The organism is Bacteroides ilei, from assembly GCF_900128495.1.
GTDB lineage: Bacteria > Bacteroidota > Bacteroidia > Bacteroidales > Bacteroidaceae > Phocaeicola > Phocaeicola ilei.
On sequence record NZ_LT635801.1, the window covers coordinates 2074546 to 2096246 of the forward strand.

Genomic DNA, 21701 nt, shown 5'->3' on the forward strand with positions numbered 1-21701 from the left:
ACTGTTATAATCGGATATAAACGCAATATTAAGTAGCGGTATATTAGCGTGCATCCTCCGAATTTATCAGATAAACAATAGTATTGTACTTGATTTTCGCCTTGTTCTTTCTGATATTGGAAGATATGGCAGAAGTTGCAGAGTTATACATATTCTGCAGTGACTGGAGTGCAATGGCCTCCGTGGAAATACCTGTACTGTAACCGTCACTGGATTCAAAACTGATATTCTGCTGTACCGTATTGGAACCTGCATCCTTCATAAAATCACGGAATGCCGATTCAGGCACATAGAAACCTTCCATACCGTCATTGTCAAATACAGAAAGCTTGACCTTGATGAACCTGTCGCCGATAAGGATACTGGTTATGGAAGCCCTGACACGCTGCTGTCCGAAACCTGTTACCGTTCCATAGAGGTAAGTTCCCTTTTTCAGCTTTGTACCGCTTACCGTCACATCGTCCAGAAGCTTGAACCGCAGACGTGTACCTTCATGCGCCTTTGTAGTCTGGTCAATCATGGCACGTATCAGCTTGTTTTCGGCAAATTCATCCGGAGCAGTAACTGTATTGAACCTGTCGGCATTGGTGTCATCAGACTTGATTACCAGACTCGGACGGTTGCGTTCCCTTTCCTCCTGACGTACTCTGGCTATGGAATCAGCCCTGTGCTTTCTTTCCGCTTCCTCTGCTTCCGGGTCTTTGATACCCAGTCCGCTTTCAATGGCCTTCTGCCGTTCATAGCTCCTTCGCTGAATCTCTTCAAGGTCACGTGCAAACTCATCCTGTGAGGAATATCCCATACCTCCGTAACCCGTTTCACTGTTTCCCGAAGGACCGTTCCCGTAAGCATATGCATTGATATGCTTTCTTGATTCGGCAAGGGAACGCTCCAGTTCTTCAAGTTCCCTCTGCTGTCGCTGTCTTTCAGCTTCGGCTGCATCCAGACGGTTCAGCTCTTCCTCGCTGTAGCCGTGTTCCAGTTCCTCCTTCTTCTGCTCTTCCTCCCCGATACCGCTTACGGCTGTGAAGGCATCCTCGTCACCGAAACGTCTGGACATCTCATACATCTTGTCTCCGGCTTCCTCGGCATTGGCCTGGGGAAGCTCCATGTTGATACGGTCTGTAGCTACCGTTCCGGCAGTCTCCTCACCACCGGAGAAGGTCTGCATCACAAAGTATACCAGTGCGCACAGCGGAACGAATATGACCAGCGGAAAGATATACTTGGGCTGTTTGAAATTAATCTTAATCATGGGTTATCATTGTTTTTAATGGATTTGACTATATTTTCCAGCTGCCGGTATTTGAGGATGATCCGCAAGGAATCCTCACGGCTCTTTACAGGTATGGCAATCATGGAGTCCAGTTCATGACGCAGTAACTGTCCCTTCACCGTCATGTCCGTCAATACACTGCGGTGAATGTCCTTGTTTGCCTGGATGGTACGGAATCCCTGAAACACCGGTTCCATTGCGGCTATCGAACTGACATCCGGCTCACTCTGTTTCCCGTTGCCGGAATCTATGGCAACGGTACTGACAAGCAGTAGAAGCAGTGTCCCTGCTACACCTGCGAATGTCGTTTTCGGATGTTTAGCCGCCCATCTGTTGACCAGTCTGATTCTTGCGGCCAGACGGTATCTTGTTCCGATGACACCCAGTTTGGGCTGCAACCACGACCTGACAAGCAGTTGCGTTTTCAGACGGCTTTCCTGTATCTTTTTTCTGAATGATTTCATAATATCAGTATATCAATAGTCCAAATCCTTGTTTTCAAGAGTCCTCCAGCCGGTAATGAGCAGACCGTGAGGATTGTTCCTTGTCCTAGGTACGGACTCGATGTAACCTGTTGTCACCATCGAGCGTCTGATGTCCCTGGTCCTGCGCTTGATAAGCTGCGTACCGTAATAGGTAAACTTCCGTTCATGTTCGTCAAACTGAATGGAGTCACACATGATGGTACAGACAGCCGAAGAGGAAATGATGTCCGAGTAGAAACCGTTCTCGTCCATGGCCTGTTTCTGTTTCAGTGCAGTCCCGTCAGCCATATACATCGCTTTCCCTACTGTCCATTTGATATAGTCGTTGTCGGGCGGCAGGTTGAAGAAATACTGGTGGAACAGCTGTATGTGCGCCTTGGCCTCCATGGTGAAGTTGGCTTCCAGCCGTGCACGCTCGGCAAGAAACGGAATGTCTCCGTCAAGTACATAAATCTGCTGCCTTTCCTCGTTGACAAGGGAAATGCAGCACCAGACCGTAAAGGCACAGATGACGGTGCAGCCTCCAATTACCGCAAATACCGTCATCATGGCCAGTCTGGTTTTCTGTGCAAGTGATTCGATAAGCATATAATGAAAGATTTTAAGTTATTTGACCAATGACCTGACAGCTGAACCTGTTCCTTTCATGGCAGAACCTGCCATACTTCCGGCCATACCACCTGCAGCCGAAGTGATGCCCATTGCAGCCGAACCGGCAACGGAACCCGTACCCGAGCTTACACCTCCCGGAATCAGCCATGATGCCACTTCAGGAACGAAGCGTATGATATAGGCACCAACGAGCATACCCATGGCATACATACAGTTGGAGCCTATTCCCTGCAGTCCCAGTGCGCCAATCTGTTCCCATGAGTTTACCGAGCCGTGCAGCAGATGGTCGTATGCCACCAGGTCCTGCTGCAGGTTATAAAGAAGGATGAAGTCTATATAATAGATGCACATATAGGTAACGAATCCCCATAACGAGAGGGAAAGGAACTTGGACATCCACTGGCTCCAGGCCGAGTTCCATGGCGGTGCCAGCGAGAGAGCAAACATGATCGGACAGAATATCATCATGATGGCCATGAAAATCCTCTGTGCCACGAGCATCCCGTAATACGACATCTGGAAAATCAGTTCCCCGACAAAACGTATGACATCGTTTATCCATTCACTGACCTTCGTCTCAGCCGCCACGGCAGCCCTCTGTGCGTAGTTGTTGATGGTCGAGCCCAGATTCTCCACATTATATATAAGCTTGTCCCACCAGGCAGCATCCTGACCGATTTCGGCCACCTGCTTTGCCGTGGCTATGGAATCCTGCACGGTTCTCAACCTGTCAAGATATTCACTCTGTTTCTGTGCCACCTTCAGCTCGAAGGCAGCCACTTCCTTGTTCTTTGCCTTGGCCATAGCCCATGTAGCGGACTCCAGACTCTTTCCCGGAACCTGCAGAGTCGAGCATATCCATGAAGAGGATGAAATACACAGGGAAATGCCGATGATGCGCAACAGCTTCATGACATCCATACCACGCCTTCCGAGCATCATCATCCAGCATTCGTATGAACCGACACACAGGGCCAGACACAGACCGAGAGCCTTTGCCATTGAAACGGCATCACCGAGAACGACCACATTGGGAAATGTCTCCATAGCTGTCAGCAGCTTTTCCAGACTTTCGTCAATGGCCGGAAGTCCTATTGTCAGCGGAATAAACAGTAGATTCATGTTTGATTTTATTATTTGTTTAATATTATTACCTGAATTGTCATCAATAATAGAGAATGTCTAATAATGTGTAGCGGCAACGGCACAAAGGTGTGCAGTCCTGTTGACCAGTTCTGCCATCCTGGATTTGGCTTCCTCGTATGCCTTCTGCCGCTTGGCGTTCTCCAGTCCATAACCGACACCGGTTTTGTGTATATAGGCTATATCCGCACAGAGTATTTCATTCTGGCGGCTCAGCTCGTCCACCTGATAGCGGAGCTTGCCGTCACTCTTCTGCATACAGTAGAGCAGTCCGTCCGTGATACAGTCCTGCATACGGTTGAACTCGTCCTTGTAAGTGGCATACATCAGGTCAACATTTCTGTCAGCCTCCCTTGCCAGTTCTTCCTTATACAGTTCCTCGATATATTTGCGCTCACTCTCCACTTTCTTGATTTTCTGCCTCTGCGTCTCTTCGGCAGTCACACGCACCGGCATGATACGTTTCACATCAGACTTGGGTTCCTTGAAACGGACACGGAATCCGGAGTTGAACCAGTCCCATTTCCAGTACATTTCCGCACCTGAGTATTTCTTATGCAGGAAAAAGTAATACCAGTCCGGAGCAAAATCCCACGGACCGTTCTCCATTGACTTCCACTGCTTCTGCTTTTCACTGTCACTGACTATGCTTTGGGCATTGGCAACAGTAACTGTACCTGAAACTGACATGCAGAACAGGCATAATAATATAATTCTAACCTGCATATCCCTGATTCCATTTGTTGATTACACGCTCAGCTATCTCATTCTTCACATTGGAGTTCAGTATCTCCCAGATATAGTCCGGCTTCCATCCGCAGTCCGTGACAAGGAAACAGTACAGATTAGCATTGTCTATTATGTACCTTGCCCTGTCGATGGAAGCCTTCAGTGTCATTACCAGATTCAGCTTCTCATCCATGGAAGCCTTCATCAGGTTTATACCCGAAGCGGCTACGGATGCATACAGTCTGTAGCAGTGTTGTATCTCCCTTGATATTGCTACGTTGGCATCGGCATAATACCATGCCACGAAAGGCTTCTTTGACACATGACTGAAAGTATTACCGGTAAAGTCCTTGTATTCCGTTACCAGCTGATACAGTGAGTTGGCTGTTGAAGAAATGGCACCGGCCAGCACCAGGTATGAATAGGCATTGTTCAGCCTTGTATCCAGAGTGGTCCGGACATCATTGAACTTTTCCGCACCCTTTTCAATGAGCGACTGCTCGCCATAGCTTGTGGCCACTCTTGTCAGAGCCTTGTCCTCGTCCTTCTTTATGGCCTTGTGCAGGGCTATGAGTGCTTCGATGGTCGGCAGGTCTTTGGGTATGATGAAAGCGGAAGCCTTTACAGGCAGCAACAGCATTATAATACCGGCTGATATGATACTTATATTCCTGATTCTCATGACAGACACATACATATTAAATACATATTAAGGGTTAATAATTTGAAGCAACCAGTCCGTTCCAGTCCTGTACAAGATTCCCCACATGATTCTTCATGGTCACCACATTTGCCCATCCTTCCGGGTCTATGGCAAAGAAGAGGTCGTTTGCAGTGGCATACTGTGCCATCAGAACCATCCCTTCCACCTTGTAGCGTATCCTGTTCAGGTCAGTATAGATACTGTTGGCCAGTGTCAGCCTTTCATACCTGTCCAGCAGGTTATAGCCGTCATCCTTTTTTTCTGCAGTTGCCTGTCCCTGCAACGGATTGGGAATTCTGGCATTGTTAACGATATTGACGAAGTTGCCGACCAGCTGCTGGGTTTCCGCTACAAGGTTGCCGAGTTCGTTCAGACAGAGCAGCTTGTTTGAAAATTTGGCCCTGTTTACCGTACTGACAAGTACCGGAACATTTCGCAGAATATCCAAAGCGCACAGACCTATTTCCTTATAATAAAGACTTTCAGTCCCGAAACCGGATATGTTCTCCATGCTCAGCTTGTAGAGTTCCTTCATAGTAGCCATACTCACCGTATAGAGTTCCACTTTCTGCTTCTTGGCTGCAATGGTATCCACACGCTGGTTATGCTGTTCCTCGATAAGCTTCTGTGAAGCGGTATTGGCCAGGACAATCTTCAGGCAGTTGCGGTCGAATACGATTCTCCAGGCAGCATGTGCATTAATACAGACAAATGCAGAAACCATTATAACCGATATGATTCTTAATACTGTTCTTACCATAGTGACATAACTTTTTGATGTTGGTTGACTTTTCTTGCAAACTCCAGATACAGAAGCCCTCCATCCGCCTTACGGTCTTTCTCAATACAGGTGATGGCCTCCTGCAGCGTACCGTACCGGGCAAGATAAATCTTCAGTGCCTCCTTTTCGGTACGTTCAGTAGTATATGCCCAGTAGCATTCAGGTGCTTCCTCCACACCATACACATCCGAGTGCTGTCCCCGGCAAATCCACACCTCCTTGAAGTAGCTTCTTCCCTCATGGTTGTTCAGCGCATTTATGGTGAAAATCTGCTGACGCTGTATGTCAGTGAGTCCCAGAATGGCTGCAATATCCTCATACCTGTCCTTGAACTTGGTCTGGTCAAGCAGAATCTTCACATCCGAATTGTTGATGATGGCCTCCTTCACGATAGGGGAATCAATCACGTCATTAAGCTCCTGTGTGACCACACCGGCTATTCCGTGGAACTTCCGGACGGTCTTATACAAATACTTTATATATTCCGCCATGGTAGGTGAAGCGATTGCCTTCCATGCCTCTTCGATGATAAGAGCCTTCCGTCCCTTTTTGATACGCATCTTCTGCAGGAACACGTCCATGATAATCAGTACCACAATCGGGAAAAGTACCGGATCATCCTTTATTTTATCTATTTCGAACACAATGAAACGCTCGTCAAACAGGTTAATGTCCAGGTCGGAGTTCAGCGTCATCTCCAGCTCGCCACCACGATAGAACTGTTTCAGTATGGCCGCAAAATCATGTATATTGAAACTGATTTTCTCCAGCTGCGTAATCTGCGGTATGCGCTCCAGAGCAAACTCGTAATAGGAATTGAACGAGAGTTCCTGAACCTTCAGCCTGCGCTTCTGTTCCTCCATGTGGTCAATCTGCCTGTCTATCTTAATCAGCATGGAATTGTTATAAAGTTCCCTTTTGTATTTTTCTATGATGGCAAGTGCACGTTCCTTTTCCGATTCTGTAGCCGCTTCATCATTGATCAGGGCGGTCAGTGAACGGCACTGTCGGATAAGCTTCAGGCGGCGTACTTCGGAAGGCAGCAGCAGGGCACGGCTTTCAGCCTTCTCCTGAACCTCTTCCGTGTTTATCTGCCTGTCGATGTCCTCCATGCTGTGCGTGTACTGTTCATAGTCATCCTCCATCTTGGCAGCGACCAGCAGTTTCTGCCTCAATGCCTCACGCTCACTGTCGCTGAACCCTTCAAAAGGATTGAAATAGGCCTCATAGTATTCCACGATGGTCTGGTTTATCAGCATGTCCTCAATCTTTGTAGGAAATGCGTTACCCTTGAATATCAGGAATATCAGCGATTTGAGGAAGTTCTTCTTCTCACCGAAATTAAGCTCATACTCCTCCTTTGTAACCTTGAACGGATTCATGGAAATGGGCTTCTCCTTCGAGTAGGCTATGTATGTACCCTTGTAATATCCGCATATACCTTCGTAGGAATCACCAGTGTCCACCATGACCACATCCGTATTCTGCTCCAGCAGCTGACGTACCACACTGTTCATGTGGAACGACTTGCCGGAACCTGAAGGACCGATACAGAAGAAGTTGGCATTGTCCGTCATCTTCCTTTTGCCTTCCTTGCCGGTAATGTCAATGCAGACAGGCAGTCCCTGACGGTCGGTGTAGTATGTGGTCAGCGGTGTATCCTCAGACTCCTTCAGATGCTCCTTGAAGAAAAAGCACAAGGCAGCATCCGAAAGCGTCAGGAACAGGTCATAGTCCGGGTTGAATGCATAGCCGTTACCGGGAAAACAGTCCATGAAAAGTTCCAGCTGGTTGTAGGCCGTTCTTGACGGCATGATGCCGCACTCATACAGCTTTGTCTCCAGAAAGGAAGTTACAGGAGTAACCTTGTCAGGCGGACAGCTGACCAGAATGTTGAAGTTGCAGTACACAAGCATGGTACTGTCAACGGCCAGCCTGTCCAGCACTTCCTCAATGTCAGCCCTGGCAATACGGTTGCTCGGGTCTGGCATGGAACCGTGACGCTTCGCCTTGGCCTGAAGTTTTCGCAGCAGCTTCCTCTGTCCCGGTATCTGAATGACCTGGTTAAACACCACACAGTCCGAGTAGGGGACACCGGTAAGGAAAGAAAGCAGGTCGGTTGCGATACCGTAGCCGTTGATGTTCATCTGCGTGTACGGCTTTACCATGGAAGGCAGGTTTATCTCGTCAATGTCCACCAGCGGATAGGAACGGATAATCCGGTCACCTGTCCTGAGATATTCGTCTGAAGCCTTGAAGTTGGTCATCGAGAACGGTCCGTGCCGGAACTGGAATGCCATGAAACGGTGGCAGTACTCGCTGACTTCCTCCTTGCCGAGCTTTCTGTGCCGGATATGCTTTTCCGTCAGAATATCATCCGTCTTTGATACCTTGGCATGGAAATCGAGCCATCTCTTCGGGTCGTACTGGATGAACTGGTTCTTCTGTGCCTCCTGGGTGAGGATAAGAAAAGTCCTTATCTCTGTGAACTCTCTTCCCTCGAAGTATCTGAAATAACTCCTCGTCAGGAACTCCGCATCATCCGGCACGTCATGGTGATATGCCTGTTTGCACATAATATCCTGCTTCTGCAGCGCATATCCCTCACCGATGGTCTGAAGGATATTGGATAGCACGTCATGAAACAGCATGTACTGCTGCGCATCCGTACAAAGCTGCTGGACCGGATTGGTTATTTCGAAGATAACGGACGGCTCGCCTCTGGCCGAGAACAGCACGACATTGCCGTCCGTCTCCTCCAGCTGCGCATAGAGTCCGTCAAAAATTCTTTTCCTTTTGTGTGCCATACTGTATAAAGTGATTTACTGTTCTTTTCTCAGACTTCTGTAGATATAGATACCTCTTGCCCTTTTCTTGTTGTGGAGTCCTCCACGCTGCTTGATGTAGATGGTTATCAGTCCCACCAGTGCCATGACCATCATGGCTATGAACCCTGCAATCTTCCCTAAGGCGATTGAGAAACCGATGAAGCCTACGAATGATATGCCTATGGCTGCCGCTGCCAGAGTGAGGAAACGGCCGCGTATGCCCATAAACTCCAGCGGTTTCTGCAATCCCTTGAATACAGGGTATCCTTCCTGATTCATTGTCATGCCGGGAAAGGATTACTGGAAGAATAGCGGAAGAGCTTCCGAAAGTGCGATGAATGCGATACAGCCTCCGATTGTAAGCATGATGGTCTTCTTCACGTCCTGGTCTCCGTTCTGCATCTTGAAATAGACGTTAAAGGCACCGACCAGAACGATAACGGCAGCAATGGCCTTCATCAGGTTCGATACCGGAGTCTGGTAGGAACTGACTTCCTGGGTGGCTTTGGTAAAACCTGCTGCACCCTTGCTTCCAGCCATTACGTTTGATGTGGAAATTACGAGTGCAATGGCAGCCACCACACACTTCTGTCCAAAACTTGAACCGATGAAACGCTCCGTAAGATTCCGGGCACTTTTCTTTATTATCTGCATTTCTGAATAATGTTAAAGGATTTCATCGCCAAAGAAACAGATGTCACTAAAGGAACGGTATATATAATATCAGGCATTCTCACAGCTGAAGATAACGGCACCGAGATCACTGGTACCGGTCTCTGCCAGTCTGTTTATTTCCTGAATGATATTCTCTACCAGAATGCCGTCAGTCATGATGGCCTCCCGGTAAACGTGTCTGGAAGATTCTGATTTGGATGCAGATTTCTCTGTACCATCAGAATTATTGCTTTCATTATTTGATTCGGGATTCTCCGTATTACTCTGTTCTGAACTTTGTTCTTTGGATTCAGGTTCATCCCGGTTTATTTTTATCGGCCTGAAGTTTCGTGCCTCTTCCGATATGTCTATGTCCTCTTCTTTATGGCTGTCCTGCTCGGCATTCTGTGCGGCCTTTGCCCTCTGGAAGTCCATGAAAATCATTGCCGCATAGTAGAATACCATTGCCACGAAGAGAAGGAATACTATCTGTCCGTACTGCATGGCTGTTGTAATATAATGTTGGAAGAAAGGGTGGAACTGTCCTGCGGAAGCGGAAGGATATGCAGTCCCAGTCTGATACCCCGGCTTTCCAGACGTTCCCTGCGTTCCGTAGTGCCGGTATAATAAATCACGTTGTGTTCCTCACTGATGATGTATCCGTTTGACTTCATGTTGGAACGTATCCTTACCTTTGCCCTGTTGGAAATGACACGGATACCGGTTACAGGTTCCAGTCCGAAGACGATACGCCGCCTTTCCCTCTTTACCATCTGGATACGGATACGTGAGGAAATCCTGTGCTTCTCTTCACTGCTGCGTTTCAGTCCGAGTGCAGCAGCTATGCGTCCGACACTCATCCGGGTAATACCGAGAGCTTTCCCTATCTCAGAGAAGGAACACTCCTGAAAGTGGTTTCTTATATAGTCGGCACGCTCCATCCATCTGGATTTGGCCATTTTTACAAGTCCAAGTTCACGGGCTTTCAGCTTGACGGTCGATTCGCTCAGATTGAGAACGGCAGCTGTATAGGCTGTGGTCTCTATCGGATACAGCTCGACAAGAGCGGCCAGCATCCTGTCAGTCCAGTCTGTTTTTTTCATATCCTACAGATTATAGCTGTTAAACAAAGATTTCTTTTCCCTTCTGTATTCTGCCAGACGTGGCAGGTAGGACTTGAAGAATGCCCTTACAATGGCATTCACCAGGTCAGAGCGGCATCTGCCATGTATATCGCAGTCGTCCAATGAATCCGCAAGGTCACGGTCAAGCTTGCAGACAAGCCTTTCAGTCTTATCCGTTCCGAAACCGTCCGATTGCAGATAATCCATGAAGTCATCCCAGCATCCTGTATCCGAAAGGGAAACAGCAGTATCCTTTTTCAGTGTTTCATTATTATTTTCTTTTTGCTCAACCTGCGTTCCTGCGGTATCTTCCGTCAATATAAGTTCTGAATCATTGATACCTCTTGTCAGGTCATCTATTTCCGGTATATCCTTACTCATAGTGCTATGGTTATTGAAGTTTACTGATTATTCTGGTTCTTTATTCTGATTTTCGTTACTGTCCTGTGAAGCTTCATCAGACGGCTGTGCCTTCTTTTTCTTCTTAGGTTTGGGATTCAGATTTTCCGTCAGCTGTATGCCTTTGAGTTCTTTTTCCCTTATCGGTTGAAGTGTATCGAAGATACTCTGATAGACCTTGTCAAAGACTGGTGTAACGATAGTGGCCTGCATATCCAGTGCTGCCATGGTACTGAAACGTTCCATATCCGCACGTTTGGGAATCTTTGCTGTAACATACCCATAGTTGGAGAAGGTATCCCTTGCATTGTCCCAGATAAGCAGTTCGGAACGCTTGCCGATTCTTCCGTCATTCAAATTGGGAATGATGAAGAGTCTGGCTTTCATCCTTTCACCGACAGCCTTTTTCAGCCGGTCAACAAACATGAGGAAACTGGCCGTGGACGGAACGGTTACCAGATCATAATGAAATGGAACTATGATGATATCCGAGTTGACGAACATGGGTATCAGCCCTTCCGCTTTCAGACTGCCGGGAGAGTCCATAAGCACAACGTCAATTTCAGGATCGTTGTGCAGTTTCTCCATAAGGGAAGTCATCATCGCCTTATCGTTTGCTTCGTATGCCCATACCTCGTATGGCATTTCCTGTTCGCCATATTTTCTGATGTCGGCCTTTCGGCACTTCATGATGGAGTGCTGGAAATCGCAGTCAATCACCACAACCCTTACACCCTTTGTCACCAGATAGTTGGCAAAGGTGACGCAGAGGGTAGTCTTTCCTACACCTCCCTTCTGATTGGCAAATGTCACTATAACCGGAGTCTGTATCATTTCAAGTTTTGATTGATTTTGTGACAAATGTATCAACCAAGGTATTCAGATAAGAAATGCACAACACATTTGTGATTTAGGTTGTATAAACCGGAATATGTAGGATGTCAATTATCGGGTTATTATGATTTTTTTAGCTGAAAATGTTACAGTAAAAAGTCTATTGCCTTAGAAATCTCGTATTGAATTGATATTTATAAAAATATTATAGACAGAAAATCAGGAAATTTTGTACATTTGATGTATATACATTAAATTTTAAGGATTAGTATGGAAGAAAAAATATTAGTAGAACCGCTTAGAGACAGATTATATTATGCATGTGATTCCTGTCTTACCTATATCGACAGCAGAACTTTAATAATTAATTCTGAAGATATTCCTTTGGGAATGGAAAGTAAACCGGAGCTTATCAATACACACAAGTATTTTATCCTTGAATCCGGAGATTTGGTGCCATGCAATGATCTCTATAATGAAGAATGCAGACTTTTTAATGCAATCCGTTTTGAACATGATGAAGAAATCAGAAAATATGCAATGGAGTGCGTTGTCAGAGGACTGCTTGAAGATTATGGCAATGATAAAGAATCTGTTAATGAGGAATTCATTATCACAAAGGCTGTATGTTATATGGATGAAATTGGTCTTCACAACGCTGCCAGATATACAAATGAAATAAAAAACGTTTACCGGAATGAGGTGAAACGCTAATTAATAATGATATAATTGATGACACCAGTATTAAAATTAACAATAAGTCAAGAAGAAAATTCAGAATTGCCCGTAATCTGCAAACTGACAGAAGCAGCTTTTGCAGATATGCAGGAAAGCGATCATCAGGAGCATCATTTAGTGGACAAACTGCATAAGTCCGATACATATATTCCGGAACTGTCGCTGGTCGCAAAAACGGAAAAAGGAGAGTTAGTAGGATATATTTTGTTGACGAAAGTGGAAATCGTTTCAGAAAGTGAAGTCCATACATCTTTGGCTGTAGCTCCGCTTGCCGTTCTTCCTAAGTACCAGAACAGAGGCATAGGAGGAATGTTACTTAAAGAAGCACATAAAAGAGCAGCCGCACTTGGATATGGAACAGCTGTCCTGCTTGGGCATAAAGACTATTATCCACGCTTCGGTTACCGCAAAGCAGCTAACTATGGTGTCACGTTTCCGTTTGATGTGCCTTCTGAATATTGTCAGGTTATCGAACTGATACCTGATGCATTGAAAAGCATTAAGGGAATTGTACGTTACCCAGCTGTTTTCTTTGAATAAATAGATATTGGTTCAGTTTGTACATTCCAAACTTAACAGGGTATACAGAACTGAACCAATATATTTCATCGTACAGCTTTGTTATCCGAAAAGCAGGAAGCATTTATGCGGTATACCTTATGAGGCATTTCTTCTCCACGATAATGCTTGACAACAGAATCAATCGGTATCATACCATTCCTTATCGCAACTTTTTGTGATGCAATATTGTTGTCACGGATTATTGAATACATTGCATCGAAATGCAATGTACTGAATCCATAATCCCGACATGCCGTAGCAGCTTCTATAGCATATCCCTTGTGCCAATATTTGTAAGCCAAAAGATATCCGACTTCCGGAACCATCATATCGTTGTATTCCTGCATCGTTATTCCGCATTGTCCAATCATTTCGCCGCTCTCTTTCAGCACGACAGCCCAAAGGCCAAATCCGAAATCTTTGTAGCGTTGGAGTTGTTTTTGCATCCACACCATAGTTTCTTCATCATTAAAGGCTCCATTATAGGCGTACATTACTCTTTCATCCTGCAAAATAGAACGAAGAGAATCCATATCGGAAACGTTCATTTCACGCAACAGCAATCTCTTTGTTTCTAAAATCAGATGTTCCATATACAAACAGTTTCATTATAAATACAATTCTTCAATAAAATGGTTAGGATGCCCCTCCATATTTACCTTGATATATCCTATTGGAAAAATGAATAAACGAATCAAAAACATTTAAGATGTTATGCGTCCGGAATGGGAATCAAGGGAACGGCATCCCTATTTTGTACTTTCCTTTATAACATCCGTATCTATTTGATATACTTCTTCAATAAGAACATAGTTGTAACCTCTCAATATGCATTGCTCCAGATTATACCTGTTGGTTTTAATCATGTCATCGGCAACAATGTCCGTAGACAACCTTTTCTCTATCACACTTCCGTATTTTACAATGTCCGCAAAGTGCTGTCTTATATACTCTTCGCTGAATATCAGATAAATATATTTTATATCCCGCATATAATCATCCGCAAAGTCTTTTTCCCATCCGAATGGTATATAGCATCCTTCCACTATAAGGTTCTGTCTGTTTTCAATGCAGGTCTTTATGATTTCCCGCACAACAGGCCACAGAAAATCTGTCAAAACTGAATCCGGACTTTCAGGAGACAAATTTGTCTGCCCGCTCCTGATAAGCCCCATCTTCAGATGGTCTATTGACAGATATGAATATTTGTATTTCTCCGACAGTCTTTGTGCAAGCAAGGTTTTTCCCGTATGCGTGTCACCAGCAATCAAAATAATCATAACAAATTGGTCTACAACTTTTCAATAAAATGAATCGGATATTTATCCCAGTATTCTTTATACATCCAGTTTTCTTCTTTGGTAAAATTCAGCTGATACAATCGAAATTCAACTAAAAAATTCTTTGGTTGCCACAATTCCTCATACGTGTAGCAGTATTTTATGATAAAATCCGATATTAAAATAGGAATGGATTAGAAATAAGCTATTTATGAGCTTTTCTCAAAGGGTGAGGTAATGACTTGGCAACGGTCGCAAATTCTGCGATTTGCGGTGTATTTCCGTCAAACAACTCTTATTCGATGCAAATGTACACAAATAAAGCGGACGAAAAGAAGAATATGGCATTTTTCTTTCGTCCGCCTTACATTTAATCTATGATTTCAAAACGTACTTGCATGGAATAGCTCTTCTTGATGGTGCGGAAGTTGTCGAATGAGGCAGCATCGGATGACAAGACATTGCTTTGCGCAAACGGGAAAATATTACTGTTCCTTTCCTCCACAATACGTATCACATCACCCAATTTCTTACCCAATGCCTCTACCAAATAGGTCGCTTTCCTTTGGGCAGCTTTCAATGCCTCAATCTTTCCCATTTGGTGGTATGCAAACATATCTTTGTTTTCCAGTTCGCCGATGCGCATGGAATTGATACCTTTCGTATCGATGCGCTTGACGATTCCGTTTATCTGATTGAAGTCGGTCAATGTAATGTCAAATTTCTTGGAAACCAAGAAGTCCTGCCCTTGTTGCCGCCAATAGTCACCGATTTCTTGCGTGCGAATAGCATTTTGTGGAATGTCTGCGTTGGCAAGGGCTTCTCTCAGTCCTTGTTCTATCTCTGATAAAGGTACTTTGGTGCGATATTCTTCGGGTTTCGACTTCCCGTCAAACTCTTCCTTGAAGTATTCTCGGATTTCAATCAGATAATGAATTTTGTCGGGTACGATTTCTATTTCCGATGTGCCCGTCACTTCAATATAGCGTTCGTTGGTTTGCGCTTGTAGCGAAAGAACGGCCAGCAAGCAAATTACAGACAAAAAGATTTTATTTTTCATATTCTATCATTTTACTTCAAATTCCGTATCCATATAGATTGCCAATTGTAGGCCTATTTTATATTTTCCTGGCAACAATTTTCCAGACATGAATCGCTTTTTATAGTTCTTATCTGTAATTCGGTTTATGTCCCATGAGATAGGGATGGTGAACAACATCGCTTCTCCACCTTTTAAACGAGCACAGTTTCTCATATAATCGGCCTCACCACTCCAACCGGAACGGGCAAACGGATGCGCCATATACAATTCATCTGTACCTACACTTGGCAAGAAAACGGGTTGAACATCCAGATTCGTATGGTTCTCAAACAGAATGCGAATAGAGTCATTAGCTGATGGCAAAACCTTGAAAATAAAAGCCCCGTCCATTTCTGTCTCCTTTACAGGCATGATGTTTCCGTTTGTCAGCTCACAATAAGTGTATATGTTGGCTAACACATAAAAATTCACTTGATACTTATTCGGCTTTAATGGATATTTGAATTCGGACACGTGAATATATTCGGGTAACGTGTCACCTTTGGATAAATTCCTGCCTACGCCAGCAAAGCCGAGATTGTCTATAAAGGGGAAACTGACCCATTGTCCATTTTTCCATTGTTTCAGATGATGGTATGCCAGTTCTGCCGTTGGTCCGTTCACATTGATTACATCAACCACAATTCGTTTTGTCTGCGGTGAATAAACGGGTTGCTGTGTTTTAATTCGATAAGCATCAGCATGGGTGATATTAACATCGGAAAGTCGTTGTATACGAATGCGGCTTTCATACTTCTCTATTTCCGATTGCGATAAGGGGAAATCAATGTCTTGGGACTGTAATGGGAGGAAAGCCAGTAAACTAATAACTGACAGTAATACTTTCATTCTCATATTCTCATCTGTTTAGGGTGTTATTTCATTATGATTGACAGCCAATCACGGTTTATCTTGTCTACTGGAACATCTTTGTGCAATGTTACCCAGCCCCTGCCTTTTACATATTGCTTTTCAGTGAATAAAGGCGGTTGTTTAGAGGCTCTGAAAGTCTGGGTCAATACGGCTGTCTCAATAAAATGACCTTCAATAAACTCAAAGCGTTTGTAGCTGTAAGATGCAGCCGAGATACGCGATGAAGAAAACACACATCTCTTCTCGTTGTTTATTTGTGGATTTTCTATCTGCCTAAAACTTTCATCTTTACAATATTGCCCCTTAGTTTCATCCCACACAAAGCAATCATAATATTGTATCATTTGATTGCCATACTGACCAAGATTGACAAGTATATCGTCTTTACCATCAAAACTAACGTCTTGTAAGTTAACCCAAACATCGAGATTGTTGGCAAATTCAATGTCAGGAGGATATGAGTAGGATATTTCTTGGGAAATTTCTCTTTGCTTACCAAATATAGTGATTTGCAACCCTTTCAAACTCGTACCATTTCTGATGGCCACATATTTTATCATTTTATCGCCTTTGTGGTCAATAAGTTGCCATTCATCTGATTTCCAAAAAGAATGTTCTCCATCATTAATTGCGTCCCCGCTTGTTGTGGCTTGTGCTTTTCCGTTTTCAAATGATGTGGCAAATTTGAATTGAGGCTTAATAACCACATTGCCCAATGAATCGGCAAACCCTATCCATCCGTCCTCATCCATGATGCGGAAAAGTCCTTCACGGATATAGTCGGGGCCGTTATCGTATTTGTACACATAGAACAATTCTTTGCCCTGATTGTCTATACAAACGATTCGTGCATTTTGTCTGTTCTCATACACAAAACCTATGTGCCGTATGGTATCCGTTTGGCAGAACTTGTATTTGCCGTAGGGTATAATGGTATCGCCTTGTTCATTCAAATAGCATATAGGAACGCCGACTTCAAGGTGACTTTCAGCTGTATGCGCTATCAAGTTCCCGTTCCTTTTAAAAAAGATAGGTATAGTCCATACGGATTCCCGATATTCCCCCTTCCCATAATAATTGATGGTGGGTGTCCAGCGTGGCATTTTTCTGATGATTTCCAATACTTGGTTGTCCCAATCCTGTATGCCGCAACTTCGTAAGACTTTGGCTTCATACACTTCTCCATACGAGTTAATCCGCATCGTATAGATGCCTCTTGCTTGCTGTTTGTCACCCAATAACGTGGGGTCATACTTTAAATGTCGGGTGATGTAGTTTTGCGCAGACCACGGCTCTCCGTCTTGAAAAGAAGAGACTGCCTCCCATTCTACAAAACAGTGTTTCTGCTCTTCTTCCGCGATGCTGTCCGCTTTCACCCTGTTCCGGTAATGTTGTGGCAGGAAAGGCACATAAACCGCATAGTAACATTTCATCCACTTGCCGTCCTTGTCCCTGCATGGCAGGCAATGCGGCAACTCTTTTGTCAGCCGGATAACCTCTTTGTCGAACTCTTTATGTCTAGAAGTCAGTATATAAGTGTTATGTGGAAGCCCTAAAGTGTCGATAGAAAACATGACTACGGAATATCCTGCTTGGTTCTTCTTCAACAGCTCTTCGGGATATACCATTTGGGAAGTATAATACTTTTCTAAATCGTAATTCCATTTTGCCCAACGGGGTGGTTCAATGGTTGATAAGTCTTTAATTGGACTCCCCGACATATCCAAAACGCCTATGTTCCAACCTATCTCCGCACACCAGATGCTGTCCAAACGGTTTTCATTCTGCCGTTGTCCTTGCAGGCTGTTGTCAGTCATGCATCTGACCGGACCAACACCAATGGTCAGTGTGTCAGGCAGATACTGAAAAACCAATGTGCTGTCGGTCAGCTCTTGGATAATGTAATTTTTCCTCGATTCAAAGACTTTGATTGTATCTCCGCATAAAGAATAAGAATAAAAAGTTTCTTTCCTTTTGCCATCATACAAAAAGACGCTTCTCCACCCTGCATCACGAAATTCCATTTCCATAGCATATTGCTTGTTTTGGGGTAATTGCACTTTCCATACTTTGTTTTCCAGCAATGCGGACATATCTGCACATTTATTGTTTTGGGCAGAAAGTCCACCTATTACAACCCATGCAAGCCATATGAACAGAAGTTTCTTCATAACCTATCATCTTAATAGCACTCAAAGATAGCGAAAAGGAATAACCTAATCAATTATTAGACTATTCCTTCCCAGTTAGGTTTAAACAAATTAACTCTTATTGTCGAAGTCCTTTCCTATATTGAGGCGGTATGACATTTTTCCGAATGGATGAAAACAGCCTGTCAAACTGTTCTTTGAACCATTCGCCAATCAGTTGCCCGTTGATGGCAAGTGCAAGTTTCGATTTGTCCGCCGGGTCTTTCACCACTTGGAAGCCTGCTTCCTCGGTCGTGAACTTCCGCCTGTGCTCCTCCGAATAGAGTTCGCCCTCATAGAACAACGGCTTGCCGCTGATGAGCGTGGCGGTCTGCCGCTCGTTGAAGCCGACTTTAAGGCAGAATTTCTCCATGTACACCAACTCTTGGAACAGCGGAAACCATTTCTTGGCTTTTTGGATGATGGATTTCAGGAATGACACTTCCCTTTGGTGTTCCGCTTCCTTGTCCGCCATTTCTCTGCGGTGCTTGGCTTGCAGTTCCATCAGTTGACGGCTGTGTTCATCCTGCTGCCGCTGCATCTGTTGTTGCAACAACTCGATGCTTTCGTCACGGGCTGCAACCTCATTTTGCAGGGTGCGGTTGTCGGCTTCAAGTTCTTTCAGCTTGCCGCTTCCCAAAAGAGAACCGACCTTTGCCACAAGTGCCGTTTTCGCTTCGGTCTTGGCGGCTTCCAGCTTCTCCGACTTGATTTCCTTCCTGACTTCGGCAAGCAGCCGTTCCGCTTGTTTCTGTTCGGTCTGCAACTGCCTTACGTTGGTTTCAAGCTCTCCCGTCTGCCGTTTCAAGTCACGGTAGTATTGGGCTGTGGTGGTATGCCGTGCCTCTGACCCACGTATGCCACGATGCAAGCCGTACTTTGCCATCGCTTCAGCATAGCTATCGTGGTAGGCAACAAGCCGTTCACGGGTCAAGAGGTCATCTGCGCACAGGCGCACGGCGTTGGCTTTCTTGCGGTAGGTGCGTTTGCCCTCCGCTTGCTTCTTCCTCGCTTTCCTGCGCTCTCCCGTCACTATCGGAACGACCGTGGCATGGATATGTGGAGTGTGTTCGTCCATGTGCAGCACTGCCGAAACGGTGTTCTCCCTGCCGAACGTGCGGTGCAGCCATTGCAGGTTGTCATCGCACCATTCGGATAGTCTACCCTCGTCTTGTACTTTCACCATATCCTCATGCGTACCTGAAAGCACGATGCGGATTGCCCGTACTTGGTCGGACGTTATCTTACGCCTGATGCCAGCCGTGCGGATGCGGTGGCTTACCGCTTCGGTACGGTCTGCCACGCCATCGGGGAATTGCACCAGTTCACGGTTGAGATGGGTGCGTGTGGGGTCTGTGTTCTTGGGCGTGGTCTTGCGTTCTATGTGGTCGGATGCGCCCGTGTCAGCCGACCCTTTCGCCTTGTTGATTTGAATGCTTATGTATCCCATGTTCGTTTCTTGTTTTTGAGGTTCTACAAACTTGTTTGTCAATGTTCGTCCGCCTGCGGTCATGCCGCACAGGACAAACGGGGGTGTCCAGAGGGGTGCAACCCCATTGGCTCATTAGGGTGTTTTTAGCATGAGCGAAGCGGTGCGTGAAGAAAACGCCCTAATGAGCTATGGCTTTTTGTTTCCCAAAAGCCTGCGGTGGTGTCAGCGGTGATGTTGGCGGACATTGGTTGCTTTTTCTTTTCGCCAGCGACATCGGCTTTCCCTTGTCGGTCGGAAGGACGGAAGTCCGTCCGACCAGCCTACGGATGGCGATATTCACCTTTGTTGCTTTCCCGGCGGACTTGATGAGGGGTGAAAATCCGATGAATTGATGATTGGATAGTCTAATATACTGACAACTAATGCAATAACCTTTCATCAGCGTTTCATCAAACCGCTCGCCAAAAGAAAAGTGATGTGTGAGGCTGCATCCGCTTTCTCTTTTCATCAGCCAAATACTTTTGTTGAGGGTTTGATGAGCATGTAAGTCGCTGTTATTTTTTATGTTTACATATACTTTCATCATTTCATCAAAATATCAGAGTGTTTCCAACTGCACTTTGCTTACCGTATAGTAGCGTCCAATCCGTCTGACAGGTGAATAGTGACATTCGTGGTTGTAATCGTATTGGTAGGTGGTGTAAGAAAGCGAATTGGATACAGGAGCCAGCTTCCAGCATTCCTGCACCACTTTCCGAACCTGCGACTTCTCCACCTTGACTTGCGAGCAGACAAGCAACGGGATAATGTCATTGAGGCAAAAAGAAACAGAACTGACACCCGTGCTTGCCATGATGTCGAGCAGCAGTTCCGCCATCTCTATCTCCAAACGGTTGCGGTTGCTTCGGATAATCTTCCGCAAGGCATCTGTTTCCAGCTGCTTCGGGTTGAACCACATGCGGCTTTCTTTCTCGGTGGAGAGTTGCCTGTGTTGCAGGAAATGGAGAAAAGCTGGGATTTCCGCTTTCAGCTTTTGCAGGAAGTCTGTATCGTCATTCTTGAGCGGCACAATTTTCCGCACCCAATAGCGTGTCTCGCCAATGTCAATGATGACGGGCAGATGCTCGTTGTTGGAACACAACACGAACTTTGCGAAGAAGCCTATCTCGTCACGGTCTTTTCCTTTCGCCTCTACCTTGTAGGAAAGCGTGGTACTGAGATTCTTCAAACGCTCGCTGTCCTCACGGCGGTTGAGCAATACCTCGTCCACCATGATGAGCAGCTTGCCAGCCCAGTCGGAATTGAACTGGCTGCGGAAGTCCTCGTTGGTATTGAACGTCACGTTGTTTTGGAATACGGCTTTCAGGAAGTTCAGGAACGTACTTTTGCCCGTATTCCGTTCTTCGGACACGAGCAGGAGGATGGGGAGTTTCTGAACGGGATAGAGGTAGAGCAGCTGCAAGTAGTCCATGCCCAACTCGTACTGTTCGCCGAAGATGTGTTCCACCAACGAGCGGATGCAGGGAAAGTCGCCCTCCTGCGGCTGGTGGTTTATCGGCTCGTAGAGGTTGAGGAACTTGCCGACAACGGGCTGGTAGCCCACATGGTCGGGTACGGTGCAGAAGCCGTCATACTTCGGGACACTTGCCATGTAATCCTTGCCGTAGTCCTGCCGCAGGGTCTCGGAGTTCCATGCGATGCGCTTTCTCACATAGCCGCCGTCAATGCGGGGCTGGTCCACAATCTTGTAAAGCGTTGTGCCTACTCGGATGAATGTTTCTTTCTTTTCCATGTTTCAAATATAGGTTTTAGTGCCGCCGACACCCTGTCGGCAGGCGGATTAAACATGGCTGCAAAGCTACGGCATGACGGTTAAAACCTTGATACGTAAAACTATGCAGAACGGCGCAAAAGAAACCGACAAACAAGAAAATGCAGCGAAACGGGCAATGCCAGCCATCAAAAGGTGAAAAGAAAAA

24 protein-coding genes and 1 pseudogene are annotated in these 21701 nt (G+C 45.5%); 2 read left to right on the forward strand and 23 right to left on the reverse strand.

The annotated features are described in order from the left end of the window. Positions 1-43: 43 nt before the first annotated feature. The 14 genes from traM to BQ7489_RS08995 all read right to left on the reverse strand — a co-directional run bounded on the left by traM (position 44) and on the right by BQ7489_RS08995 (position 11568). On the reverse strand, positions 44-1255 hold the full coding sequence (gene traM / locus BQ7489_RS08930; protein WP_057249747.1) for a conjugative transposon protein TraM: 1212 nt from the start codon (positions 1253-1255) through the stop codon (positions 44-46). Beyond that, positions 1252-1740 carry a hypothetical protein gene (locus BQ7489_RS08935; protein WP_072530726.1) on the reverse strand — a complete coding sequence of 163 codons (489 nt, stop codon included), beginning with the start codon at positions 1738-1740 and terminating at the stop codon, positions 1252-1254. The genes traM and BQ7489_RS08935 overlap by 4 nt, the downstream gene beginning before the upstream one ends. A 12-nt stretch (positions 1741-1752) precedes the next feature. Then, positions 1753-2349, reverse strand: coding sequence for a conjugative transposon protein TraK (traK, locus tag BQ7489_RS08940; protein ID WP_005815599.1), 597 nt, complete (start codon positions 2347-2349; stop codon positions 1753-1755). Positions 2350-2367: 18 nt separating this feature from the next. Continuing rightward, the gene (locus BQ7489_RS08945; RefSeq protein WP_072530727.1) at positions 2368-3495 is read right to left on the reverse strand and encodes a TraJ family protein; all 1128 of its coding nucleotides are present in this window, start codon (positions 3493-3495) and stop codon (positions 2368-2370) included. Between the two features lie 60 nt (positions 3496-3555). Further along, positions 3556-4206 (reverse strand): DUF5045 domain-containing protein, encoded by a 651-nt coding sequence (locus BQ7489_RS08950; RefSeq protein ID WP_370867199.1) that lies wholly within the window; start codon positions 4204-4206, stop codon positions 3556-3558. A gap of 25 nt (positions 4207-4231) precedes the next feature. Continuing rightward, a complete protein-coding gene (locus BQ7489_RS08955; protein WP_018711100.1) occupies positions 4232-4885 on the reverse strand; it encodes a hypothetical protein in 654 nt (217 codons plus the stop codon). A gap of 76 nt (positions 4886-4961) precedes the next feature. After that, positions 4962-5708, reverse strand: coding sequence for a hypothetical protein (locus BQ7489_RS08960; protein WP_032595928.1), 747 nt, complete (start codon positions 5706-5708; stop codon positions 4962-4964). After that, a complete protein-coding gene (locus BQ7489_RS08965; protein ID WP_072530728.1) occupies positions 5702-8536 on the reverse strand; it encodes a TraG family conjugative transposon ATPase in 2835 nt (944 codons plus the stop codon). Before BQ7489_RS08965 ends, BQ7489_RS08960 begins: the two co-directional genes overlap by 7 nt. A gap of 15 nt (positions 8537-8551) precedes the next feature. After that, the gene (locus tag BQ7489_RS08970; protein ID WP_057249735.1) at positions 8552-8842 is read right to left on the reverse strand and encodes a hypothetical protein; all 291 of its coding nucleotides are present in this window, start codon (positions 8840-8842) and stop codon (positions 8552-8554) included. A gap of 12 nt (positions 8843-8854) precedes the next feature. Then, on the reverse strand, positions 8855-9211 hold the full coding sequence (locus BQ7489_RS08975; protein WP_057249733.1) for a DUF4134 domain-containing protein: 357 nt from the start codon (positions 9209-9211) through the stop codon (positions 8855-8857). A gap of 69 nt (positions 9212-9280) precedes the next feature. Next, a complete protein-coding gene (locus tag BQ7489_RS08980; RefSeq protein WP_057249729.1) occupies positions 9281-9715 on the reverse strand; it encodes a hypothetical protein in 435 nt (144 codons plus the stop codon). Then, complete coding sequence (locus BQ7489_RS08985; RefSeq protein ID WP_204352748.1) at positions 9697-10314, reverse strand: MarR family transcriptional regulator; 618 nt, start codon at positions 10312-10314, stop codon at positions 9697-9699. The genes BQ7489_RS08980 and BQ7489_RS08985 overlap by 19 nt, the downstream gene beginning before the upstream one ends. A 3-nt stretch (positions 10315-10317) precedes the next feature. Continuing rightward, on the reverse strand, positions 10318-10716 hold the full coding sequence (locus BQ7489_RS08990; protein ID WP_057249728.1) for a hypothetical protein: 399 nt from the start codon (positions 10714-10716) through the stop codon (positions 10318-10320). A gap of 27 nt (positions 10717-10743) precedes the next feature. Then, complete coding sequence (locus BQ7489_RS08995; protein ID WP_057249726.1) at positions 10744-11568, reverse strand: ParA family protein; 825 nt, start codon at positions 11566-11568, stop codon at positions 10744-10746. A 270-nt stretch (positions 11569-11838) separates the two neighbouring features. On the opposite strand from BQ7489_RS08995, the gene BQ7489_RS09000 reads away from it, so the two are divergent. After that, entirely contained in the window at positions 11839-12282 is a 444-nt protein-coding gene (locus BQ7489_RS09000; RefSeq protein ID WP_057249724.1) for a hypothetical protein, read from the forward strand. 18 nt (positions 12283-12300) lie between these two features. Then, positions 12301-12846: a GNAT family N-acetyltransferase gene (locus BQ7489_RS09005; protein WP_057249723.1), complete on the forward strand. Its 546-nt coding sequence runs from the start codon at positions 12301-12303 to the stop codon at positions 12844-12846. Positions 12847-12911: 65 nt separating this feature from the next. Here the strand turns inward: BQ7489_RS09005 and BQ7489_RS09010 are convergent, their stop codons facing one another. The 9 genes and pseudogenes from BQ7489_RS09010 to BQ7489_RS09050 all read right to left on the reverse strand — a co-directional run bounded on the left by BQ7489_RS09010 (position 12912) and on the right by BQ7489_RS09050 (position 21514). Beyond that, the gene (locus BQ7489_RS09010) at positions 12912-13460 is read right to left on the reverse strand and encodes a GNAT family N-acetyltransferase (protein WP_057249721.1); all 549 of its coding nucleotides are present in this window, start codon (positions 13458-13460) and stop codon (positions 12912-12914) included. A 156-nt stretch (positions 13461-13616) separates the two neighbouring features. Then, positions 13617-14147, reverse strand: a complete 531-nt coding sequence (locus tag BQ7489_RS09015) for a P-loop NTPase family protein (RefSeq protein WP_057249719.1) — start codon at positions 14145-14147, stop codon at positions 13617-13619. An 11-nt stretch (positions 14148-14158) separates the two neighbouring features. After that, a pseudogene (locus tag BQ7489_RS17790) lies at positions 14159-14311 on the reverse strand (GNAT family N-acetyltransferase); the annotation flags it as partial. A gap of 206 nt (positions 14312-14517) precedes the next feature. Beyond that, positions 14518-15207, reverse strand: a complete 690-nt coding sequence (locus BQ7489_RS09025) for an SIMPL domain-containing protein (RefSeq protein WP_021964933.1) — start codon at positions 15205-15207, stop codon at positions 14518-14520. 6 nt (positions 15208-15213) lie between these two features. Further along, positions 15214-16083, reverse strand: a complete 870-nt coding sequence (locus BQ7489_RS09030; protein ID WP_072530729.1) for a hypothetical protein — start codon at positions 16081-16083, stop codon at positions 15214-15216. A gap of 20 nt (positions 16084-16103) precedes the next feature. Beyond that, entirely contained in the window at positions 16104-18272 is a 2169-nt protein-coding gene (locus BQ7489_RS09035; RefSeq protein ID WP_072530730.1) for an XAC2610-related protein, read from the reverse strand. Positions 18273-18369: 97 nt separating this feature from the next. Beyond that, positions 18370-19740, reverse strand: coding sequence for a MobV family relaxase (mobV, locus tag BQ7489_RS09040; protein WP_072532098.1), 1371 nt, complete (start codon positions 19738-19740; stop codon positions 18370-18372). Between the two features lie 160 nt (positions 19741-19900). Beyond that, positions 19901-20308 carry a hypothetical protein gene (locus BQ7489_RS09045; protein ID WP_072530731.1) on the reverse strand — a complete coding sequence of 136 codons (408 nt, stop codon included), beginning with the start codon at positions 20306-20308 and terminating at the stop codon, positions 19901-19903. Between the two features lie 12 nt (positions 20309-20320). Then, positions 20321-21514, reverse strand: coding sequence for a primase-helicase family protein (locus BQ7489_RS09050; protein WP_072530732.1), 1194 nt, complete (start codon positions 21512-21514; stop codon positions 20321-20323). Positions 21515-21701: the final 187 nt, after the last annotated feature.

Bases quoted from the DNA above. Each gene is read 5' to 3' on its own strand.
- BQ7489_RS09025 (WP_021964933.1), bottom strand. From the start codon at position 15,207: ATGAAAAATAAAATCTTTTTGTCTGTAATTTGCTTGCTGGCCGTTCTT.
- BQ7489_RS08980 (WP_057249729.1), bottom strand. From the start codon at position 9,715: ATGCAGTACGGACAGATAGTATTCCTTCTCTTCGTGGCAATGGTATTC.
- BQ7489_RS09045 (WP_072530731.1), bottom strand. From the start codon at position 20,308: ATGATGAAAGTATATGTAAACATAAAAAATAACAGCGACTTACATGCT.
- BQ7489_RS08950 (WP_370867199.1), bottom strand. From the start codon at position 4,206: ATGTCAGTTTCAGGTACAGTTACTGTTGCCAATGCCCAAAGCATAGTC.
- BQ7489_RS09005 (WP_057249723.1), top strand. From the start codon at position 12,301: ATGACACCAGTATTAAAATTAACAATAAGTCAAGAAGAAAATTCAGAA.
- BQ7489_RS08935 (WP_072530726.1), bottom strand. From the start codon at position 1,740: ATGAAATCATTCAGAAAAAAGATACAGGAAAGCCGTCTGAAAACGCAA.
- BQ7489_RS08975 (WP_057249733.1), bottom strand. From the start codon at position 9,211: ATGCAGATAATAAAGAAAAGTGCCCGGAATCTTACGGAGCGTTTCATC.
- BQ7489_RS09000 (WP_057249724.1), top strand. From the start codon at position 11,839: ATGGAAGAAAAAATATTAGTAGAACCGCTTAGAGACAGATTATATTAT.
- traK (WP_005815599.1), bottom strand. From the start codon at position 2,349: ATGCTTATCGAATCACTTGCACAGAAAACCAGACTGGCCATGATGACG.
- BQ7489_RS08985 (WP_204352748.1), bottom strand. From the start codon at position 10,314: ATGAAAAAAACAGACTGGACTGACAGGATGCTGGCCGCTCTTGTCGAG.
- BQ7489_RS09035 (WP_072530730.1), bottom strand. From the start codon at position 18,272: ATGAAGAAACTTCTGTTCATATGGCTTGCATGGGTTGTAATAGGTGGA.
- BQ7489_RS08955 (WP_018711100.1), bottom strand. From the start codon at position 4,885: ATGCTGTTGCTGCCTGTAAAGGCTTCCGCTTTCATCATACCCAAAGAC.
- BQ7489_RS09030 (WP_072530729.1), bottom strand. From the start codon at position 16,083: ATGAGAATGAAAGTATTACTGTCAGTTATTAGTTTACTGGCTTTCCTC.
- BQ7489_RS08945 (WP_072530727.1), bottom strand. From the start codon at position 3,495: ATGAATCTACTGTTTATTCCGCTGACAATAGGACTTCCGGCCATTGAC.
- BQ7489_RS08965 (WP_072530728.1), bottom strand. From the start codon at position 8,536: ATGGCACACAAAAGGAAAAGAATTTTTGACGGACTCTATGCGCAGCTG.
- traM (WP_057249747.1), bottom strand. From the start codon at position 1,255: ATGATTAAGATTAATTTCAAACAGCCCAAGTATATCTTTCCGCTGGTC.
- BQ7489_RS08970 (WP_057249735.1), bottom strand. From the start codon at position 8,842: ATGACAATGAATCAGGAAGGATACCCTGTATTCAAGGGATTGCAGAAA.
- BQ7489_RS08960 (WP_032595928.1), bottom strand. From the start codon at position 5,708: ATGGTAAGAACAGTATTAAGAATCATATCGGTTATAATGGTTTCTGCA.
- BQ7489_RS08995 (WP_057249726.1), bottom strand. From the start codon at position 11,568: ATGATACAGACTCCGGTTATAGTGACATTTGCCAATCAGAAGGGAGGT.
- BQ7489_RS09050 (WP_072530732.1), bottom strand. From the start codon at position 21,514: ATGGAAAAGAAAGAAACATTCATCCGAGTAGGCACAACGCTTTACAAG.
- mobV (WP_072532098.1), bottom strand. From the start codon at position 19,740: ATGGGATACATAAGCATTCAAATCAACAAGGCGAAAGGGTCGGCTGAC.
- BQ7489_RS09010 (WP_057249721.1), bottom strand. From the start codon at position 13,460: ATGGAACATCTGATTTTAGAAACAAAGAGATTGCTGTTGCGTGAAATG.
- BQ7489_RS08990 (WP_057249728.1), bottom strand. From the start codon at position 10,716: ATGAGTAAGGATATACCGGAAATAGATGACCTGACAAGAGGTATCAAT.
- BQ7489_RS09015 (WP_057249719.1), bottom strand. From the start codon at position 14,147: ATGATTATTTTGATTGCTGGTGACACGCATACGGGAAAAACCTTGCTT.